Origin of the sequence: Corynebacterium sp. UBA2622 (assembly GCF_002339505.1) — a bacterium.
Classification (GTDB): domain Bacteria; phylum Actinomycetota; class Actinomycetes; order Mycobacteriales; family Mycobacteriaceae; genus Corynebacterium.
On record NZ_DDJO01000021.1, the window covers coordinates 37,794 to 55,952 of the forward strand.

Below are 18,159 nucleotides of genomic sequence, written 5' to 3' on the forward strand. Positions count from 1 at the left end.
ACGCGGAGTCGACGGCGCGCACGCAAGTCCGCAACGCGGAGTCCCGCGCACGCAAGTCCGCAACGCGGAGTCCCTATCCCACCGCCCGAAACTCGAGGGTGCCTCCAAGTACGAAGATTCTGGCCGCAAAGCCGGAAGCGGGTTCACGGGGCGTGTGATGGGCCAACTTCAAGCGGGACCACGCCACGAGGGGGGGGGGGCAGCAAAAAAATTAGGCACCCACCAGGGTGAGAGAACCACTGCCAAGTACGCCCACACTGTCGCCGACTAACCGACGTGTACGGAAAGTTTCACATGCAGTACGGGCGGCACAAAGGCGAAGACAACGACGAAGCCGATAGCTATCGTTAGGACAATCCGCTCTTCCCTGGGGGTGGGAAGCACCATTAATAGACCCCCTGGTGGCAGTCAGGCATACAAGAATGGCGACAACGACCGGTCCCCGTTCTTCGCGCTCGGGGACATGATGGTGGCTCACTCGCCTCCGTTCCATCATCAGGGCGATGATTACCTGCGGGATCGCCCCAGTGAGCGCGGTCGAGACAGCCCCGCTATGCAAATCATCGAGCCTGAATCCCAGAGCTAGGAAGAACCCGAGGCTCAGGATCCATTGTGCCCCAATATCGCTGACTAAGGTTGCATCTTTCGTCGAATGTGATGGTGTCTGCTGCCACACCCACGGGCTTCAGAAGTCCCCACTGCGGACTCCGACCGCGCCATCTAAGCCAGCTCAGATGTCGGGTTAGCCGGGCGGGTGTAGGTGTTCACCACGGGAGACTACTTGGCGGCATCCCGATGGGTCTGGACCAGGGTGTTAGGGTCGGTGTCACCCTCAAGGTCGATGATGACGCGGACGTCGGAGACACCTGTGCGCTTCTCCTCATCGGTGTCCCCCGTCCCACACAGCCGAGATGTCGGTCATGGTCAGGGTGACACCGCGGTGCGTTGCGATGGCCTGGATACCCACGGCGATGTAAAAGACCAGCAGCGCCTGGACCACCTCCGTCGGGCTGGGGGCGGTGTTGTAGCCGAGGAGGAGAGACGGTTCGGCAACGAGAACGGGGGCCAAGTCGCGAACCTGCGGGCAGTTGCGAAACGCTTCGTCTGTCTCGGTGTGGATGCGGATTTGCTTCTTGCCCTCGGTGGGATCGGTGATGTTCTTCTCGGCAAGCGCCTCCAGCGCCTCGGAATCGATGGAGCGAAGGGCTACCCGGCCTTGTGGCTCGGGGTGATCGGTATTCGCAACCGGTCCTAAACGGGGCGCTTAAGCCTTCTAAAGATTCCCTGTGTGGAATTTCCCTGCGGCAGCGTCGTTTTGGTTCGCCATTGCAGATGCCGGCGGGCGTGCTAGACGATAAATTTTGAGTTTGATCACAGGGAAAGACCGCATTCCTGGGTCTTTCCTCGGTTCCTACTAGAAAGAAAGGGAAATCATGATTGATTTAGGGCAAGTCGCGGACCTTGTCGGCGCCGGGGCCTCGCTCGCCGCACTCGCAATCGCGCGGCAGGCAAATCAGCTTGCCAAGGCGACAGCAGACGAAACCTCGAAGCACGTGGCTGAGTCGAACCGCGTCGCACTCGAAGCCTCCCAAAAAGCGGAAGCCCATGCCCTCGAGGCAGACGAGCGCGAAAGAGAGCGGGATCAGCGTGGAATTGCAAGCAACATGCAGGCGTGGTGGGTAAAAGAAGATACGTCAGCCAAAGGTCGCTGGGGAATTCTGGTTTCAACTACAGGGGCAATCAACTCCGTCTTTTTCGAAGTCGTGCTCCATGTCAAGGCCAACGAGAAGCCTCTCAGCATTCAAGTAGCAACTCTCCCCCCCGGTCAGTATTTCATCGAGAGTGTGTGGGGGGCGGAAGGGTTGAAGTTTATTAGCCCTAGACCTGTTTCTAGCAGTGAGTCATTCCTCCCGCTTCTTCACGCGGAATCTCACACGGTCGAAGAAATCTCGTTCCGGGACCAACTGGGCAAGCAGTGGACCTGGAAGCGGGGAACTGGGCTCATGTCAAGCAATTAACAACCCAATTGGCCAAGGGCCCTTCTTTCGAACAAACAGGTAATCGTTCTGCGGCTTCCCGGACCCCGGCCTGTGTAACCGGGGTTGACGGGCGGGGATGGAAATTCCTGTAGGCAACGCCACATTCGCGAGATACCTCTGTGAATACACTCCCGTTAGGCATAATCACCTGAATAGCATCGTTTGAAGAAGTTCTTGATCAGTTACGTGAAAACTAACCCAAGAACAACTATAGGATTGCTTTTAAGAAGTTGATGGTGAACTCCTTCCGCGCAACCCCCACTTTCGCAGGACAGTTCGATAAAGTGTGCCGGTGGGTGGATTGGCGTTGCAACGGCGGGTTGGCAGACACAGGTAGCGACATTGTTGCCCACTGTGTCGATGACCACAGTTAGGTGGCGATCCGGGCAACGTTCGGCGAGCCGACCACGAGCATCCAGAAGGCGCACATCAATTCCGTCTTCGAGGCGTCGGGACATTCGTGTGTCACCGATAAAGGTACGCAGTACTACACCAATGCGGAGGCGGCGGTGACGAACCAGGTACTGGAGACCAGCCGGACCGGCATGGCCGACATCATTGCCGCACCCGTGAACTGGGATGTTGTCTTCCCCGGCTCGGAGATCGATGTCAACCTCACCCGCAAGCAGGCTTTAGCCCCACGCAAGCATCAGGTCGAAGCGGTTGAGAAGGCGCTTTCCGGTTACAGGACTCATGACCGGGGCAAGTTGATCATGGTGTGCGGTACGGGCGAGACGTTTACCGCTCTTCGTTTGGCCGAGCATTTTCGCCGAGGCGCGCCGCGGCAGGGCCCGGGTGCTTGTCTTTGTGCCCTTGATTTGCTCGTCCCCTCCTGCCAACACAATGTGGCGATCCTCCTAAGACATATCAGGCATAAGAGTGAGACCCCGGACTGAAGGGAATCACTCTTACCCATCGAATAACGGCTGCTCGAGTGGAGCTCAGCAGAACCATCGTCGGAATTCACTTGGGCTTCGATGGGGGTAGCGCAGGTTCTTGGAAGAATATGTCGTGGTGCCGGTGTAGTTGGGGCATTTCGCTCCTCGCTCGCGGCTTCGAAGAAAGGTTTATGAGCGTTAGGTCAAAACTCTCCCCCGTTGTCAAGGCCAAAAGAGGCATTCAATGTAGAGCAGGCACGCAATTTCCACGCCCTAGGACCGACCTTTGTGACCTGAGAAAAGAGCGTAAGCCAAGACGAAAACGGGATCGAACGACAAGGAGGTACCCCGGGTCGTAAGCTCCCTCGACTTGCTGTAATGGTGCCCCAGGTGAGACTCGAACTCACACTGGGCGGGTTTTGAATCCGCTGCCTCTGCCAATTGGGCTACTGGGGCGCGAGAGAAAAGTCTAGCGCAGGCCGCGGCGACCCAACAATCGCGCCCCGAGCGGAATTCACGGGAACCGGGCTCCGCTGGTTATTATACGGATATGCGTAAATCTCTCATTGCGGTGGCGCCTGCCTGCGCCCGGGGCACGATGACAGCGCCCGTGACCGCCGAGGCGGGGATCTAGGGGCGACATGAAGGTTCCGGAAAAACAGACACGCTCCCTACGCCGCATTGCCGCGGTGCTGGCTGGGGTGGCGTCGATAAGCATGCTCCCGTCCTGCGTGACCAACGAGGAGGGCGGCAACCCGGAGGGGTGGCAACCCGTCGAGCAGGAAAAGGTTCCCGAGATCGCCGCGATGGTGCCCGAGCAGGTGGCCGCCGACGGGAAGCTGTCCGTGGGGTCCAACCCGCCGTTCGCGCCGTTTGAGTTCAAGGACTCGAAGGGCTCGATCATCGGCATGGAGATGGACATGGGGCGCGCCGCGGCCTCCATCATGGGGCTGGAGTTCGACCCGCAGGACATGGACTTCTCGATGATCCTGCCGGCGGTTCAGGCGGGCAGCCTCGACGCGGGCATGTCCGGCTTCACCGACAACGCCGAGCGCCGCCAGAGCTTCGACTTCGCGGACTTCCTCTACGCCGGCGTGCAATGGGCCGCGGCCCCGGGCAAGAACGTTGATCCTTCCCATCCCTGCGGGCTCACCGTCGCGGTGCAGCGCACCACCGTCTCCGAGACCGACGATGTGCGGCCCAAGAGCGAGGAGTGCGTGGCCAACGGCGAGAAACCGATCACCGTGCTGGCCTTCGACACCTCCGACAACGCGGCGCTGGCCGCGCTGGTGGGCCGCGCCGACGCGATGAGCGCGGACTCCCCCGTCACCGCCTGGGCCGTCGAGCGCTCCGAGGGAAAGCTCGAACTCGTCGGCGACATGTTCGATGCCGCCCCCTACGGCTTCGCCGTGCCGAAGGATTCCCCCCTCGGTCCTGCCCTCGCCGCGGCCATCCAACACCTCATTGACACAGGTGAGTACCAGCGCATCCTCAAGCAATGGAACGTCGAGTCCGGCTACCTCGAGCAGGCGCAAGTAAACGAAGAACCACTGAAAGGACGGGGTTAACCCACGATGAGCACCACCACCAACACCCGCAGCACACCCCCGGAGCGCATCCGGGCGGTGCCGATGCGCCACCCGGGCCGCTGGGTCCTCGCCGCCGTTCTACTGCTCCTGCTCGCCTGGTTTATCTGGGGCGCGGCCCGCAATCAGGCGTACGGGTGGCACACCTACTTCGACTACCTGCTGGACACCCGCATCGCGACGGCCGCGCTGCACACGCTCGCCATCACCATCCTCGCGATGGTCATCGGTGTGGTCGGCGGCATCATCCTCGCGGTGATGCGCATGAGCCCGAACCCCGTGTTCAAGGCCGTCGGCTGGGTTTTCCTCTGGATCTTCCGCGGTACCCCCGTCTACGTGCAGCTGATGTTCTGGGGTTTGCTGGGCGCGATTTACGACTCGATCAACCTCGGTGTCGCCCGCATCCCGCTCGAGCCGTTCACCTCCTCGGCGTTCATGCTCGCCGTGGTGGGCCTGGGCCTCAACGAGGCCGCGTACATGGCGGAGATCGTCCGCTCCGGTATCTCCTCGGTGCCGGAGGGCCAGGTCGAGGCGTCCAAGGCGCTCGGCATGAGTTGGACCCAGACGATGACCCGCACGGTATTGCCGCAGGCGATGCGCATCATCATCCCGCCGACGGGCAACGAGTTCATCTCCCTGCTCAAGACGTCCTCGCTCGTGGTCGCGGTGCCCTACTCCCTCGAGCTCTACGGCCGCTCGATGGACATCGCCGCCGCCCTGTTCGAGCCGGTGCCGATGCTGCTTGTCGCCGCGACGTGGTACCTGGTGATCACCTCGCTGCTCATGGTGGGACAGCACTACCTGGAGAAGTATTTCGACCGCGGAGCCACCCGCCAGCTCACCGCCCGCCAACTGGCCAGCCTCGCCGACGCCGAGGGCACCATCCCCGGCAATGTCGAGGTCATCGGGGCCCCCGAAAGGAAGGGACGCTAATGACAACCCCCACAACCCCCATGATCCAGGCCGTGGATGTCTGGAAGTCCTTCGGCAACCTCGACGTGCTCAAGGGCATCAGCCTCGAGGTCATGCCCGGTGAGGTGACCTGCCTGATCGGCCCGTCGGGCTCCGGCAAGTCGACCTTCCTGCGCTGCGTGAACCACCTGGAGAAGATCACGGCCGGCCGGCTCTACGTCAGCGGCGACCTTATCGGATACCGGGAGCGCGACGGCGTCCTGCACGAGATGAGCGAGAAGGACGCCGCGAAGCAGCGCCGGGACATCGGCATGGTGTTCCAGAACTTCAACCTCTTCGGCCACCGCACGGTTCTGGACAACATCATCGAGGCCCCCGTGCACGTCAAGGGCCAGTCCGTCGGCGAGGCCACCGCCCGCGCACGCGAGCTACTCGCCATGGTGGGCCTCGAGTCCAAGGCCGACGCCTACCCGATCCAGCTTTCGGGCGGCCAGCAACAGCGCGTCGCCATCGCGCGCGCGGTGGCAATGGACCCCAAGCTCATGCTTTTCGACGAGCCCACCTCCGCCCTCGACCCCGAGCTCGTGGGCGAGGTGCTGCGCGTGATGAAGGACCTCGCCGCCCAGGGCATGACCATGCTCGTGGTGACCCACGAAATGGCCTTCGCCCGCGAGGTCGCCGACCGGGTCGCGTTCATGGCCAACGGCCACATTGTCGAGTACGGCACCCCGCAGCAGGTCCTGGACAACCCCCGCGAACGGCGCACTCAGGAGTTCCTCTCGACGCTGTTCTAGCTTCTACCCGATCAGGCCCGTAGCGCCGCGCACCAGGGCCGTCACCCCTCCCAGGATGGCGAGGCCCAGCGCCATGCTGCGGGCCTTGTCCCCCGGCACCCGCGGGGCAATGCGTGTTCCCGCAAAAAGCCCCAGTGCCATTGCGGCGGCTCCAGCGGCCCACAGGTGCCAGCCAATCGACGCCACATTCGCCGCGCCGGTGAGCTCCTTGAGGAGGAACGAGGTCGCTCCGCTGACCATGAAGATGGGTTGGAGCGTCGCCGCGTAGACCTTCTGCGGCCAGCGGGCCGCCTGGGCGAAGACCGTGATGGCGGGCCCTGCCACGCCGGCCAGGGTGTTCATGAATCCGCCGGCCACTCCCGCCACCGCCGCGGGAACGGCGCCGTCAATCGGCGGGACGTAGCGCTTCCCGAGGGTGACCACGCTGAGCGCGATGAGCAGCAGGATACCCACGATGACGAGCAGCAGGTCCGCCGACAGCGCGCGCACGAGGAAGGCCCCGGGGATTGCCCCGGCGACGAGGTAGGGGGCGATGGAGGCGAATTTCTTCCAGTCCACGTCCTCCCGGACCGCGAGCGTGGTCAGCGCCGCGTTCGCCATGGCGAGGATGTTGACCACCAGGATGCCCTCGACGGGTCCGATGAGGATGGACAGCACCGGTCCGGCAATCAGGCCCACGCCCATGCCGGAGACGCGCTGCAGCGTCGAGCCGATGAGCACGGCCAGGAACAGCCCGACGACCACGGTGGTCATCGCAACTTCTCCCGCATCGCCTCGGCGACCTCGTCGGGCACCAGGCCCGTGACATCGCCGCCGTACTTGACCACTTCCTTGCACAGCGAGGAGGAGGTGTAGCCGTACTTCTCGTCGGTGAGCAGGAAATAGGTGTCCACCCCGGTCAACCGGCGGTTCATCTGGGCCATCGGCAGCTCGTACTCGTAGTCCAGCGAGGAGCGCAGCCCCTTGACCAGAGCCGTGACGTGGTGGGCGGTGGTGTAATCCACCAGAAGCCCGCCCCAGAAGTCGACCCGGATGTTGGGCACGTGCCCGGTCACCCGCCTGATGAGCTCCACCCGCTCCTCCACGGTGAACAGGCCGGAGGTCTTCGTGGGGTTGCCCGTGACCAGGACGATGACCTCCTCGAAGTGGCGCGCGGCGCGCTGGAATATGTCCAGGTGACCGTTGGTCACCGGGTCGAAGGAACCGGGGCACACTGCGACGGTCATGGCTACTCTCCTTCTGCGCTGTAGACGGCCATGTCCATCCGGGCTATTCCGTACAGGCGCTTCTTCAGCTTCTGGGTGGTCGGGGTGAAGGCCGCGGGCCAGGCGGTCTCGGGGCTTGCGCGATGGCGCTCGACGACGACCACGGCGCCGTCGACAAGCGAAGGCTCGAGCGCCGCGATCATGTCCGCAACGGCCTCGTCGGCGAGGTCGTAGGGCGGGTCGGCGAGAACCATGGAGAAGTGGCGGCGCGGTGCGCGGGCGAGGTAGGTCGAGGCCTTGACCGGCTCGACGCGCACGTTGGGGTGGCCGACGACGCCGGCGTTGAACTCGATGACCTGAACGGCGCGCGGGTCGTTTTCCACGAGCACGACCTCTGCGGCACCGCGGGAGGCAGCCTCAAGGCCCAGCGCGCCGGAACCGGCGAAGAGGTCGAGCACCGTCTGGTCGACGATGCCGAAGCGCACCTGGAGCGAGGAGAAGAGCCCCTCGCGGGCGCGGTCGGAGGTCGGGCGCGTGCCCTCCGGCGGCACCTTGATCTTGCGGCCACGGGCCTCACCCGAGATGATTCGGTTCATTCCCACGATGTTAGCTTTTCTCCAGGTACTCGAGACGCTCGGGCACGAACGATTCGGTGACCGTGTCGGCCACCCCGCGCGCGAGCTCTGGGTTGTCGGCGACGAGGCGGGCGGCATCATCGTTGGCGCGCACTACGACGTCGTAGTCGTCGACGAGGTTGATCAGCTGCAGCGTGCGCCGGGCTCCGGACTGCTGCGCTCCCAGGACATCGCCCTCCTGCCGGTTGTACAGGTCCAGCTCGGCGAGCTGGAAACCGTCGGTGGTGGCGGCCACCGCCGCGACGCGCTGGAACGCGGCTGACTCCGGCTCCGCGAGGGTGTGGAACAGGCACAGGGAGGCGTTCCCGCCGCGGCCGACGCGCCCGCGCAGCTGGTGGAGCTGGGAGACGCCGAAGTGCTCCGACTCGCGCACCATCATCACGGTGGCGTTGGGCACGTCCACGCCGACCTCGATGACGGTCGTGGACACCAGCACGTCGATGCCGCCAGCGGCGAAGTCGCTCATCACCGCATCCTTTTCCTCGCCCTTCATCCGCCCGTGCAGCACCCCCACCGTGAGGCCGCTGAATTCGCCCGCGGCGAGCCACTGCGCCACCTCGGTCACCCCTCCCTCTCCGTCGATGCGGGGGCAGACCACGTAGGCCTGGTGGCCCGCGGCGACCTCCTCGCGGATCTTCTCCCACGCGCGCGCGACCCAGGAGCTGCGGAACTCGGGAACAACCGAGGACTGGATCGGCTTGCGCCCTCCCGGCAGCTCGCGCAGGGTGGAGACCCGGAGGTCGCCGAAGACCGTGATGGCGATGGTGCGCGGGATGGGCGTCGCCGTCATCACCAGCAGGTGCGGGGTCACGTCCCCCGCCTTGGCGCGCAGCGTGTCGCGCTGCTCCACACCGAAGCGGTGCTGCTCGTCGACGACCACGAGACCGAGCCGGAAGAACTCGACGCCCTCCTGGATGAGCGCGTGGGTGCCCACGACGATGTCCGCCTCCCCCGAGACGATCTTCAGCAGCGCGTCCTGCTTTCGCGCGGCACCCATCGAACCGGTCAGGGCGACCACCCGGGTGGGCACCCCGGCGCGCATAAGCGTCTCGGTGAGGGAGCGGGCGTGCTGCATGGCCAGCACCTCCGTGGGGGCGAGCAGCGCGCACTGCGCTCCGTTGTCCACCGCCTGCAACATGGCCAGAAGGGAGACGATGGTCTTGCCCGAGCCGACCTCCCCCTGCAGCAGCCGGCTCATCGGGTGCGGGCGGGCCAGGTCGCCACTGATCTCACCGAGCACATCGCTCTGGCCCCGGGTGAGTGGGAAGGGCAGGTGGGCTAACAGGCCGTCCTGGTCGCGGCCCTCCACCCGCGGCAGGGGCCGGGCGGTGTCCGCCTCGGCGTCGGCGCGGCGCACGGCCATCACCAGCGCGACGCCCATCGCCTCGTCGTACTTCAGGCGCGCCCGTGCCGCGTCCGGCCCGGCGGGGCCCGGTTCGTGAATCTCGCGTACGGCGCGGTCGAGCGGGATGTGGCCCCGCGGGGTGAAACCCAGCGGCTCCTCCACCTCCGGCAGCGAGCGAAGCACCGCGTGGACGGCGCCCATGACGGTCCAGGAACTCACCTTGGCGGTGGCCGGGTAGAGGGGGAGCCACTCCCGGCCGGAGAGGATCTCCTCCAGGTCGCCGAAGTGCTGGAGCTGTTTGAGGGCCCCGGTCGCCTGCGTCGGGCCGTCGAGAAGCACGAAGTCGGGGTGCTGCAGCTGGGGCTGGCCGCGGAAGGAGCTGAGCTTGCCGGTGAGCATCACCCGCTTACCCTCCGTGAGTACGTTCATGGCGTAGCGCGAGCCGAAGAAGGTGGCGTCTACCGAGTAGGTTCCGTCGAAAACGGTGACCTTGTGAAGCGGGCGCTTCGCCGTGTTGATGCGCCGGGCGGAGACAACGTTGCCGACGATGCTCACGGTGTCGCCCTCCAGGGCGCCCTCGATCGAGCTGCCGGAGCCGTAGTGCAGGTAGCGCCGCGGGTAGTGGCTCAGCAGGTCGCCGCAGGTGTTCAGATTCAGGTGCGTGGCCAGCGCGCGGGCCTGCTTCAACGGCAGGACGAGGTTCAGCGGCCGCGCGTCGTGGAAGCCCAGCACCGCTCTACTCCACCCCGATCTCCGCGACGGCATCGAGGCCGTCGGCCGGGTAGGCCAGGACATCCACACCGAGTTCCTCCGCGAGGGGGCCGGTCTCGAAATCGCCGAACTCCTCGGGCGCGTAGAGGATGGAAACCTGCTCGCCGCCGTGGCGGAGCAGGCGCTCGCAGGCGAAGACCACGGCCTCCCGCGGATCCTCCGGAGCCCGGGCGGTCTCGCCGTGGGCGACGACCACGATATCCCCGGCGGCCACCGGCCCGCCCTGGGCCAGGCCCGGCGCGTCGGCGCGTTGGACGGCGGCGGTGCGCATCTCCCCCGCCGCCTCCGACATGGTGAAGGCGACCGTGGACAGAGGCTGGTCGGGGTCGTGCACCGTCAGGGCCGCGATGCCGGAGACGAAGCGCACGGTCGGCAGGACGGTGACGGTCTGTTCGAAGGCTCGGGCGGCCTTCTCGATGGCCCCGAGTTCACGGCTGCCGAGCTGGCCGTTGGGCAGGAGGATTACTTCGCGCGCCGGCGAGCGGCGGATCACGGCGAGAACCTCCGAAACGACGTCCTCGCCCGGGGCGACGGTGGCCGCGCCCGCCTGCGAATACAGCTCGGCGAGCGACCCGGAGGGGGTGACGGCCACGATGAGGCGCCCGGGGTTGTCCGTCACCGGGTCCGCGGGAAGCACCTCGAGGCGCAGGTCGCTCACGGCACCGAGGGCGAAGGCCTTCTCGATGAGCGTGCCGGCGGTGACGGAGTGGATGTGCACTTTGCCGCGGGTGTCGTCGGCGCGGGCGATGACCAGGCTGGTGCCCAGCGGCGCAATGGCCTGCTCCAGCTCGTCGACGGGGCCCTCGAAGAAGAACATCACCTCGAGGTTCGCGGGCTCGGAGTGGGGCTCCTCAGGTGCCTCGACGGGCGCTGCACCGGGCTCCTCGCCGGTGATCTCCTTGTAAAGCTCCTCCAGGAGGATCACCAGCCCCGTGCCGCCAGCATCGACGACACCGGCGGCACGCAGGACGTCAAGCTGGGAGGGGGTCTTTGCCAGAGCCATGCGGGCGGCGGCCAGGGCGGCGGCGGAGACGTCGGAAAGCGAGCCCCCAGAAGCCTCGCGCGCGGCGAGGGCGGCGGCGCGCAGGACGGTGACCACGGTGCCCTCCACGGGCTCGGAAATCGCGCGGTCGACGAACTTCACGGCCGAGTTGAGCGCCTCCGCGACGACGGCGCCGTCCACGGGCGCGCGGCCCACGCTCTGGGCAACCGCGCGGATGACCTGCGAGAGCACGACGCCGGAGTTTCCGCGGGCCCCGCGCATACTGCCTACGGCGAGGGCCTCGGCGACGTCGACCATGCTGGCGGTCTCACCGAGCTTCTCGGCCTCGCGCACCGCCGCCTGCATCGTGTGGGCCATGTTCGAGCCGGTGTCGGCGTCGCGGACGGGGAACACGTTGAGGTCGTTGATTTCCACCCGCCTGCGCTCGAGCTCCGCGGCGGATCGGCGCGCCCAGGACATCAGTCTCGTGCCGTCGAATACCGCGGACTCAGCTGCAGTGACCATGGTTGGAGAGTCTACAACGACCAATCGACGGGTTCGGCCCCCTGGTCCTGCAAGGCGCGGTTCGCCCGCGAGAACGGACGGGAGCCGAAGAACCCCCGGTGGGCGGACAGCGGGGAGGGGTGCGGGGACTCGATGCGCGGGGTGTCGCCGAGGAAGCGGGCTGCGGACTGGGCGTCGCGGCCCCAGAGGATGGCCACGAGGGGCTGCTCGCGGGCGGCGAGGGCGCGGATGGCCTGCTCGGTCACGGCCTCCCACCCCTTGCCGCGGTGCGAGGCGGGCTTGCCGGGTCTGACGGTGAGCACCCTGTTGAGCAGAAGGATCCCCTGCCGGGACCAGGAACTCAGGTCCCCGTCGGCGCGCGGGGGCACGCCGAGATCCGCGTTGAGCTCCTCGTAGATGTTCACCAGCGAGCGCGGGGCCGCCACCCCGGGCTGGGTGGAAAAGGCGAGCCCCATGGGGTGGCCCGGGGTGGGGTACGGATCCTGGCCCAGGATGAGCACGCGGACGCCGTCGAAGGGGTCCGCGAAGGCGCGGAGGATGTCGTTGCCCCGCGGCAGGTAGTGCCCCTCCGCGCGGAGGAAGTCCCCCATCGCGTGGATCTGCGCCTCGACGGGAGCGAGCGGTTCCTTCCACGACTCATGCACGGGCAGGTCCATCAGAAGCTCTCCCATCCGGTCCGGTAGGCGGGCGCTTCCCCACCCACGGTGACACCGGCGCCCCTGCGGACGGCGCCGATGGTGCGGAAGCCCGCGGGGGCCTCCCCCTCGATCGTGCCCAGCAGGGCGTGGTCCTCCCCGCCTGTTAACACCCATTTCCACGGGTCCTCGCCGAGCAGCTCCCCCGCGGCGGTGAGCAGCGTGTCGGGCGCGATCGCCCCCGGGTCGAGGTCGATGGCCACGGAGGAGCGGTCGGCGAGCAGGCCGCTGTCGCGCACCAGGCCGTCGGAGTTGTCGGTCATCGCCGTCGCACCCGCCGCGCGGGCCACCACGCCGCGGCCCGGCGTGAGGTGCGGCGCCTGGTGGGCTTCCACCAGCGGCTCAAGCTCCCCGGGCACGTCGACCCCCGCGCGCAGCAGGGCGAGCCCGGCGGCCGAATACCCGATGCGCCCGTGGGCGACCACCCTCTGGCCCGGCCGGGCGCGGCCGAGCGTCAGCGGCTCCAGGCTGCCGCCGAGGGAGCCGATGGCGGATATCGAGATGACCAGGCTGGCTCCCCCCGTCACGTCGCCGCCGACGAGTTCGGTCGAGTACTCCTCCACCTTCGAGTGGATCCCCTCGGCGAGCTGCGCAACCACCGCGAGCGGCAGCGAATCGGGCGCGGAGATGGCCAGCAGCGCGGCTGCGGGGCGCGCCCCCATCGCCTCGATGTCCGCGAAGTTCTGCACCACGGCCTTACGCCCCACCTGGTGGGGGGTTGTGTACTCCGGCAGGAAATGCCGCCCCTCGACGAGCATGTCCGTGGTGGCCACCACCCGCGAGTTCGGCGCCGGCGGGGTGAGCACAGCGGCGTCATCGCCGTTGATCGTCGAGGGAGCGGCCTCCATGATCGCGCGGATCACCTGCTGCTCGCCGACCTCGCCCAGCGTGGGCCCGCCGGTGGGGAAACCAGTGCTAATCACGGGGAATAGGGCCCTTTCAGTAGACTGTGGGGTCATGCGCGACATGGACGAGGACTCCCGCACACCCCACGCGGGCCGGGCGGACGAAGACTGGGTCACCGAGGCCGCCGAGCTCGCGGAGGAGGAGGAGAACGAATCCCAACTTAGCCGGAAACTGATCTACGCCCTCCTCGGGCTCGCCCTCGTGCTTGTCGCGGGTGTCCTCGTCGGCGTGAAAATCTTCTACGACCGGGTCGCACTCCAGCCCGTCGCCATGGCGGACGTCGCCTCCCCCGAGGCGGGCTCGCAGGAGTGCACGCAGCTTATCGACGCCCTCCCCGCCACCCTCCTCGGCCACCGCCGCGCCGAGCTGGCGGAACCGGCGCCCCAGGGGGCGGCGGCGTGGCAGTCGTCCTCCACCCAGCGCGTCACCCTGCGCTGCGGGGTGGATGCGCCGCTGCAGTACAACGAGTACACCCCGACGGAGGAGGCGGCCGGCGCACGCTGGATGCGCGTCGACGACGCGACCCCCGGCTCGTCGATGACCACCTGGTACACCGTCGACCGCTCGCCGGTGGTCGCCGTGACCTCCGACGAGGCCGCCCTGAACGGCAGGAGCCCGCTGGACAAGCTGGACCTCTCCTCGCTACACCACCAGGACGTGGCGCCCGCGCCCGCCCCGCTGAGCGCCCTCTCCGCGGGCCCGGCGGAGCACTGCGACGCCCTTCTGGCCGATCTTCCCGACTCCCCCGCCGAAGGTTTCACGCGCCTCGGGGCGGACAGGGTGCGCACGCCGGGCACCGCAGTGTGGGTGGCGCGGGGCAGGGAGCCGATCGTCGTTCGCTGCGGGGTGGCCGACCCGGAGAACTACCGGCCGGGTGTGGAGCTCTACCAGGTCAACGACGTGACGTGGTTCGAGGACACGACCCTGGCCAACGGGACCACCTCGGCGACCTGGTTTGCGCTGGGGCGCACCGCGAATGTCGCGGCGAACCTGCCGCAGTCGGAGGGCAACGCGGCGGTGACGGCGCTGTCGGAGGCTATCGCCCGGAACGTGCCAGAGCGGTAGAGACGAGGGTGTCGAGGAGCTGGCCGTAGGAAAGGCCCGAGGCCAGCCAGACCTGGGGGTACATCGAAATCGGGGTGAAGCCCGGCATCGTGTTGATCTCGTTGAGCACCGGGCCGTTGTTGGTGACGAAGAAATCCACGCGTGCGAGACCCGTGCACGACACCGCGCGGAACGCGCGCTCCGCGAGCTCGCGCAGCTCCCCGGTCAGGGCCGCATCGTAGGGCGCGGGGATCGTCGCGGTGACGGCATCGTCGAGGTACTTCGTCTCGAAGCCGTAGAAGCCCTCCCCGCCGTCCTCGGTGCCGTTGAGTTTCGCGGGCACGGAGGCGACGACGCGCCCGTCGGGGTGCTCGAGCACCCCGACCTCGACCTCGTCGCCGATGAGCTCCGCCTCGACGATGACCTTGCCGTCCGACTCGCGCGCCAGGCGGATCGCCTCGTCCAGGTCGGCCCAGTCCTCCACCTTCGAGACGCCAATGGACGACCCGCCGCTGGCGGGTTTGACGAAGACGGGCAGGCCAAGGCGCCCGCGGTCGGCGTCGTCAAGCGTTTCACCCGGGCCGAGGACGACCTCGTCGGTGATGGCGACGCCCGCGAGCTGCACGAGCTTCTTGGTGTATTCCTTGTCCATTCCGCAGGCGGAGGCGAGCACGCCCGGGCCGACGTAGGGGATGCCGGAGAGCTCGAACATGCCCTGGATGGTGCCGTCCTCACCGTACTTGCCGTGCAGGGCGGGGAAGATGACATCGACGGAGGCGAGGGACTCGCCGCTCAGCGCGTCGACGAACTCGCCGCGGCGCGCCGGGTTCAGGGAGAGCGCGATCTCGCGCCCACCGGTGACCTCCGGCAGCGTCTGCCCCGCAACCGGGTCGAGCTCGCCGACGACCCACGCACCTTCACGGGTGATACCCACGGGGAAGACCTCATAGCGCTCCGGGTCGAGCTCCGCCATGATCGAGCCCGCGGAAATGCACGAGATGGAGTGTTCTGTGGACTGGCCACCGTAGATAACAGCTATGCGAATCACGCCGGTTATCCTACAGCCGCCTACTCCGATTTCTTCGAGCGCCCCATGAGAGCCCGCACGCTCTCGGAGACCGACTGGCCCCGGTGGCAGACAGAGTAGACGGAGTGCGTAATCGGCATGTCCACGCCGTGCTCGCGGGCCAGCTCGTGGATGCTCCGCGAGGAGGTCACGCCCTCGGCTACCTGTCCCTTCGTCGCCTCTTTCGCCTCCTCCACGCTGGCCCCGCCGCCCAGGGCCGCGCCGAACGTGCGGTTGCGTGACAGAGGCGAGGAGCACGTGGCCACCAGGTCGCCCATACCGGCCAGGCCGGAAAAGGTGCGCGGGTCCGCCCCCAGCTCGATGCCCAGGCGGGTGATCTCCGCCAGGCCACGGGTGATCAGGGTGGCCAGGGTGTTCTCCCCCAACCCCTGGCCCGCGGCCATGCCACACGCCAGCGCGATGACGTTCTTGCAGGCGCCGCCGATCTCGCACCCGATGACGTCGGTGTTGGTGTACGGGCGCAGGTACCCGGTTGCGCACGCCGCCTGGACGAGCTTGGCACGGTTCAGGTTGGTGCAGGCGATGACCGTGGCGGCGGGCTGCTCCAGGGCGACCTCGCGGGCGAGGTTCGGCCCCGACAGAACCGCGATGCGCTCCTCGTTCGCCCCCGTGACCTCGGCGATGATCTCGCTCATGCGCATGTAGGTGCCGGACTCGATGCCCTTGGAGATGGACAGCAGCGTCGCGTCGCCGGACAGGTGTGGAGTCCAGGTGGTCAGGTTGTCGCGCATCGTCTGGCTGGGCACGGCGAAGACGACGATGTCCGCGCCATCGAGCGCGAGGGTGTCATCGTGGGTGGCTGTTATGGATTCCGGCAACCGGATGCCGGGCAGGTAGCCGGAGTTCTCGCGGGTCTCCGAGATTGTTTGGGCCAGCTCCGCGCGCCGGGCCCAGAGCGTGACGGTGTTGCCGGCATCGGCGAACACCTTCGCGAGGGTGGTGCCCCACGAACCGGCACCCATGACCGCAACGTTGACCATCTGTCGGCTCCTCGACTCTCGGCGGCTCAGAACCCGTCCAGCTTAGAACAGTTCGCACGCCAGCTTGAAGTGAGCCACAATGATTTCATGGCCAAGGACACCCCGATGAAAGACGTCAAGGGCGCGGCGAAGAAGTCGGCGCCGCACGAGCAGGACAAGGACGCGCACGGCGAGATGTTCCTCACGGGGCGTCACCAGGAAATTCCGCGCCGCCCCGACAAGGAGTTCACCAGGACCACCCTCGCCGCGGGCGCCGTCCTCTGGCGCGGGGAGACGGGGGACGGGGGAAGCGTCGACGGCATTGAGGTTGCCTGCATCCACCGCCCGCATTACGACGACTGGTCCCTGGCGAAGGGGAAGGTGGACCCGGGCGAGTCACTCGTCGCCACCGCCGTGCGCGAGATCGCCGAGGAGACCGGTTACCGCGTCCGGTTGGGCAAGCTGCTGGGCAAGACCGTGTACCCGGTGAAGAACACCACCAAGGTCGTCTACTACTGGACGGGCGAGGTCACCGGCGGGGAGTTCGTCCCCAACGACGAGGTCGACGAGATCCGCTGGCTGCCCTTCGACGAGGCGAAGAAGCTGGTGAGCTACGACCTGGACCGCCAGGTGCTGGAGAAGGCGGAGAAGCGCTTCCGCCTCCCGGCGGACGCGCGCATCCTCTACGTGCGCCACGCCCGCGCCCACGAACGCAAGAAGTGGTCCGGCGACGACAACCTGCGCCCGCTGGACAAAAAGGGTCGCCGCCAGTCCGAGATGCTCGTGCCCATGCTCGCCCCCTTCGAGCCGCAGCGCATCTTCTCGGCCCAGCCCGACCGCTGCCAGACCACCGTGGCCCCGCTCGCCGATGAGCTCGGGCTCGACGTCCACGTCGACGTGCGGTTCGGGGACGCCGGGTGGGAGCAGAGCCAGGTGGAGGCGCAGAAGGCCTTCATGTCCGTCGTGGAACAGGGCGGCACGAGCGTGATCTGCGGCCAGGGCACCATCATGCCGCCGATGATCGCGTGGCTTTCCGCGCAGGGGCGCCTGCCCATCGACGGCGAGATCGCCGTGAAGAAGGGCGGGGTGTGGGTGCTTTCCTTCCACGAAGGCGAGCTCACCGGCGCGGACTACATGCCGTCGGCGCTGCCCGTGCACTAGGGGGCGGGGTGCCGGGAGCGCGGGCGGGGCGTCGCTAAGCGGGGATGCTCGGCTTGAACGGCGGGCGCCGGGCCTCGAAGTCGCGGATGGCACCCTCGTCGCGCAGCGTCAGGCCGATGTCGTCGAGGCCCTCCATGAGCCTCCACCGGGTGTAGCCGTCGATGTCGAAGGTGTAGGTGTTCTCCCCCACCGTGACCGTGCAGTCCTCGAGGGAGACCGTGACACTCTCGCCCGGGCGGGCTTCGAGCTGCTTCCAGATCAGCTCGATGTCCGATTCGGCCATCACCCCGGCGAGCAGGCCCGCCTTGCCCGCGTTGCCGCGGAAGATGTCCGCGAAGCGGGGGCTGAACACGGCCCGGAAGCCGTAGTCGTTGAGCGCCCACACCGCGTGCTCGCGGGAGGAACCCGTGCCGAAGTCCGGGCCGGCGAAGAGCACGGAACCGTCGCGGTAGGCATCCTGGTTGAGGACGAAGTCGGCCTCGTTCTCGCGCCAGTTGGAAAACAACCCGTCCTCGAAACCGGTGCGCGAGACGCGTTTGAGGTAGCGCGCGGGGATGATCTGGTCAGTGTCCACGTTGGAGCGGGTCAGCGGCACACCGACACCGGTGTGGGTGGTGAACTTTTCCATTTGATCG

General features: G+C 67.2%; 17 protein-coding genes, 1 tRNA gene and 2 pseudogenes. 8 read left to right on the top strand and 12 right to left on the bottom strand.

Translation table 11 applies throughout. The annotated features are described in order from the left end of the window. Positions 1 to 777 precede the first annotated feature (777 nt). Positions 778 to 1,245 (bottom strand): annotated as a pseudogene (locus B3611_RS10195) (OsmC family protein). 188 nt (positions 1,246 to 1,433) lie between these two features. Here B3611_RS10195 and B3611_RS08660 point away from each other — a divergent pair. From B3611_RS08660 to B3611_RS08670, 3 genes and pseudogenes are all read left to right on the top strand, one after another. Then, positions 1,434 to 2,018, top strand: a complete 585-nt coding sequence (locus B3611_RS08660; protein WP_291314682.1) for a hypothetical protein — start codon at positions 1,434 to 1,436, stop codon at positions 2,016 to 2,018. Positions 2,019 to 2,272: 254 nt separating this feature from the next. Then, positions 2,273 to 2,581 (top strand): annotated as a pseudogene (locus B3611_RS08665) (hypothetical protein); the annotation flags it as partial. A gap of 3 nt (positions 2,582 to 2,584) precedes the next feature. Next, entirely contained in the window at positions 2,585 to 2,935 is a 351-nt protein-coding gene (locus B3611_RS08670; RefSeq protein ID WP_291314728.1) for a DEAD/DEAH box helicase family protein, read from the top strand. A gap of 361 nt (positions 2,936 to 3,296) precedes the next feature. On the opposite strand, the gene B3611_RS08675 is transcribed toward B3611_RS08670, so the two are convergent. Further along, a tRNA-Leu gene (locus tag B3611_RS08675) sits at positions 3,297 to 3,373 on the bottom strand. A gap of 185 nt (positions 3,374 to 3,558) precedes the next feature. Between B3611_RS08675 and B3611_RS08680 the strand changes: the two genes are divergently transcribed. From B3611_RS08680 to B3611_RS08690, 3 genes are read left to right on the top strand one after another with little or no spacing between them, the layout of a single operon-like run. Further along, entirely contained in the window at positions 3,559 to 4,485 is a 927-nt protein-coding gene (locus B3611_RS08680; protein WP_291314683.1) for an ABC transporter substrate-binding protein, read from the top strand. A 6-nt stretch (positions 4,486 to 4,491) separates the two neighbouring features. After that, the gene (locus tag B3611_RS08685; RefSeq protein ID WP_291314684.1) at positions 4,492 to 5,436 is read left to right on the top strand and encodes an amino acid ABC transporter permease; all 945 of its coding nucleotides are present in this window, start codon (positions 4,492 to 4,494) and stop codon (positions 5,434 to 5,436) included. Further along, on the top strand, positions 5,436 to 6,209 hold the full coding sequence (locus tag B3611_RS08690; protein WP_291314685.1) for an amino acid ABC transporter ATP-binding protein: 774 nt from the start codon (positions 5,436 to 5,438) through the stop codon (positions 6,207 to 6,209). Before B3611_RS08685 ends, B3611_RS08690 begins: the two co-directional genes overlap by 1 nt. Positions 6,210 to 6,212: 3 nt before the next feature. Here the strand turns inward: B3611_RS08690 and B3611_RS08695 are convergent, their stop codons facing one another. Genes B3611_RS08695 through B3611_RS08725 form a run of 7 tightly spaced genes read right to left on the bottom strand, consistent with a single transcriptional unit; the run spans position 6,213 to position 13,326 of the window. Continuing rightward, entirely contained in the window at positions 6,213 to 6,962 is a 750-nt protein-coding gene (locus B3611_RS08695) for a sulfite exporter TauE/SafE family protein (protein WP_291314686.1), read from the bottom strand. Beyond that, positions 6,959 to 7,435 carry a pantetheine-phosphate adenylyltransferase gene (gene coaD, locus B3611_RS08700; RefSeq protein ID WP_291314687.1) on the bottom strand — a complete coding sequence of 159 codons (477 nt, stop codon included), beginning with the start codon at positions 7,433 to 7,435 and terminating at the stop codon, positions 6,959 to 6,961. Before coaD ends, B3611_RS08695 begins: the two co-directional genes overlap by 4 nt. 2 nt (positions 7,436 to 7,437) lie before the next feature. After that, a complete protein-coding gene (locus B3611_RS08705; protein ID WP_291314688.1) occupies positions 7,438 to 8,010 on the bottom strand; it encodes an RsmD family RNA methyltransferase in 573 nt (190 codons plus the stop codon). A gap of 10 nt (positions 8,011 to 8,020) precedes the next feature. Further along, on the bottom strand, positions 8,021 to 10,126 hold the full coding sequence (locus B3611_RS08710; RefSeq protein WP_291314729.1) for an ATP-dependent DNA helicase RecG: 2,106 nt from the start codon (positions 10,124 to 10,126) through the stop codon (positions 8,021 to 8,023). Positions 10,127 to 10,130: 4 nt separating this feature from the next. Continuing rightward, a complete protein-coding gene (locus B3611_RS08715) occupies positions 10,131 to 11,672 on the bottom strand; it encodes a DAK2 domain-containing protein (protein ID WP_291314689.1) in 1,542 nt (513 codons plus the stop codon). An 11-nt stretch (positions 11,673 to 11,683) separates the two neighbouring features. Beyond that, positions 11,684 to 12,328 carry a uracil-DNA glycosylase gene (locus B3611_RS08720; RefSeq protein ID WP_291314730.1) on the bottom strand — a complete coding sequence of 215 codons (645 nt, stop codon included), beginning with the start codon at positions 12,326 to 12,328 and terminating at the stop codon, positions 11,684 to 11,686. Further along, positions 12,328 to 13,326, bottom strand: coding sequence for a thiamine-phosphate kinase (locus B3611_RS08725; RefSeq protein WP_414646322.1), 999 nt, complete (start codon positions 13,324 to 13,326; stop codon positions 12,328 to 12,330). The genes B3611_RS08720 and B3611_RS08725 overlap by 1 nt, the downstream gene beginning before the upstream one ends. Between B3611_RS08725 and B3611_RS08730 the strand changes: the two genes are divergently transcribed. Then, complete coding sequence (locus B3611_RS08730; protein WP_291314691.1) at positions 13,325 to 14,338, top strand: DUF3515 domain-containing protein; 1,014 nt, start codon at positions 13,325 to 13,327, stop codon at positions 14,336 to 14,338. The two genes, B3611_RS08725 and B3611_RS08730, sit on opposite strands and share 2 nt — an antisense overlap. On the opposite strand, the gene B3611_RS08735 is transcribed toward B3611_RS08730, so the two are convergent. Together B3611_RS08735 and B3611_RS08740 are read right to left on the bottom strand one after the other, a co-directional pair. Further along, positions 14,310 to 15,365: a D-alanine--D-alanine ligase family protein gene (locus B3611_RS08735; protein ID WP_414646323.1), complete on the bottom strand. Its 1,056-nt coding sequence runs from the start codon at positions 15,363 to 15,365 to the stop codon at positions 14,310 to 14,312. The two genes, B3611_RS08730 and B3611_RS08735, sit on opposite strands and share 29 nt — an antisense overlap. Positions 15,366 to 15,385: 20 nt before the next feature. Then, entirely contained in the window at positions 15,386 to 16,384 is a 999-nt protein-coding gene (locus B3611_RS08740; RefSeq protein WP_291314692.1) for an NAD(P)H-dependent glycerol-3-phosphate dehydrogenase, read from the bottom strand. 87 nt (positions 16,385 to 16,471) lie between these two features. Here B3611_RS08740 and B3611_RS08745 point away from each other — a divergent pair, with 87 nt between their 5' ends. Continuing rightward, complete coding sequence (locus B3611_RS08745) at positions 16,472 to 17,524, top strand: NUDIX hydrolase (RefSeq protein ID WP_291314693.1); 1,053 nt, start codon at positions 16,472 to 16,474, stop codon at positions 17,522 to 17,524. A 34-nt stretch (positions 17,525 to 17,558) separates the two neighbouring features. On the opposite strand, the gene leuD is transcribed toward B3611_RS08745, so the two are convergent. Continuing rightward, complete coding sequence (gene leuD, locus B3611_RS08750) at positions 17,559 to 18,152, bottom strand: 3-isopropylmalate dehydratase small subunit (RefSeq protein WP_291314694.1); 594 nt, start codon at positions 18,150 to 18,152, stop codon at positions 17,559 to 17,561. Positions 18,153 to 18,159: the final 7 nt, after the last annotated feature.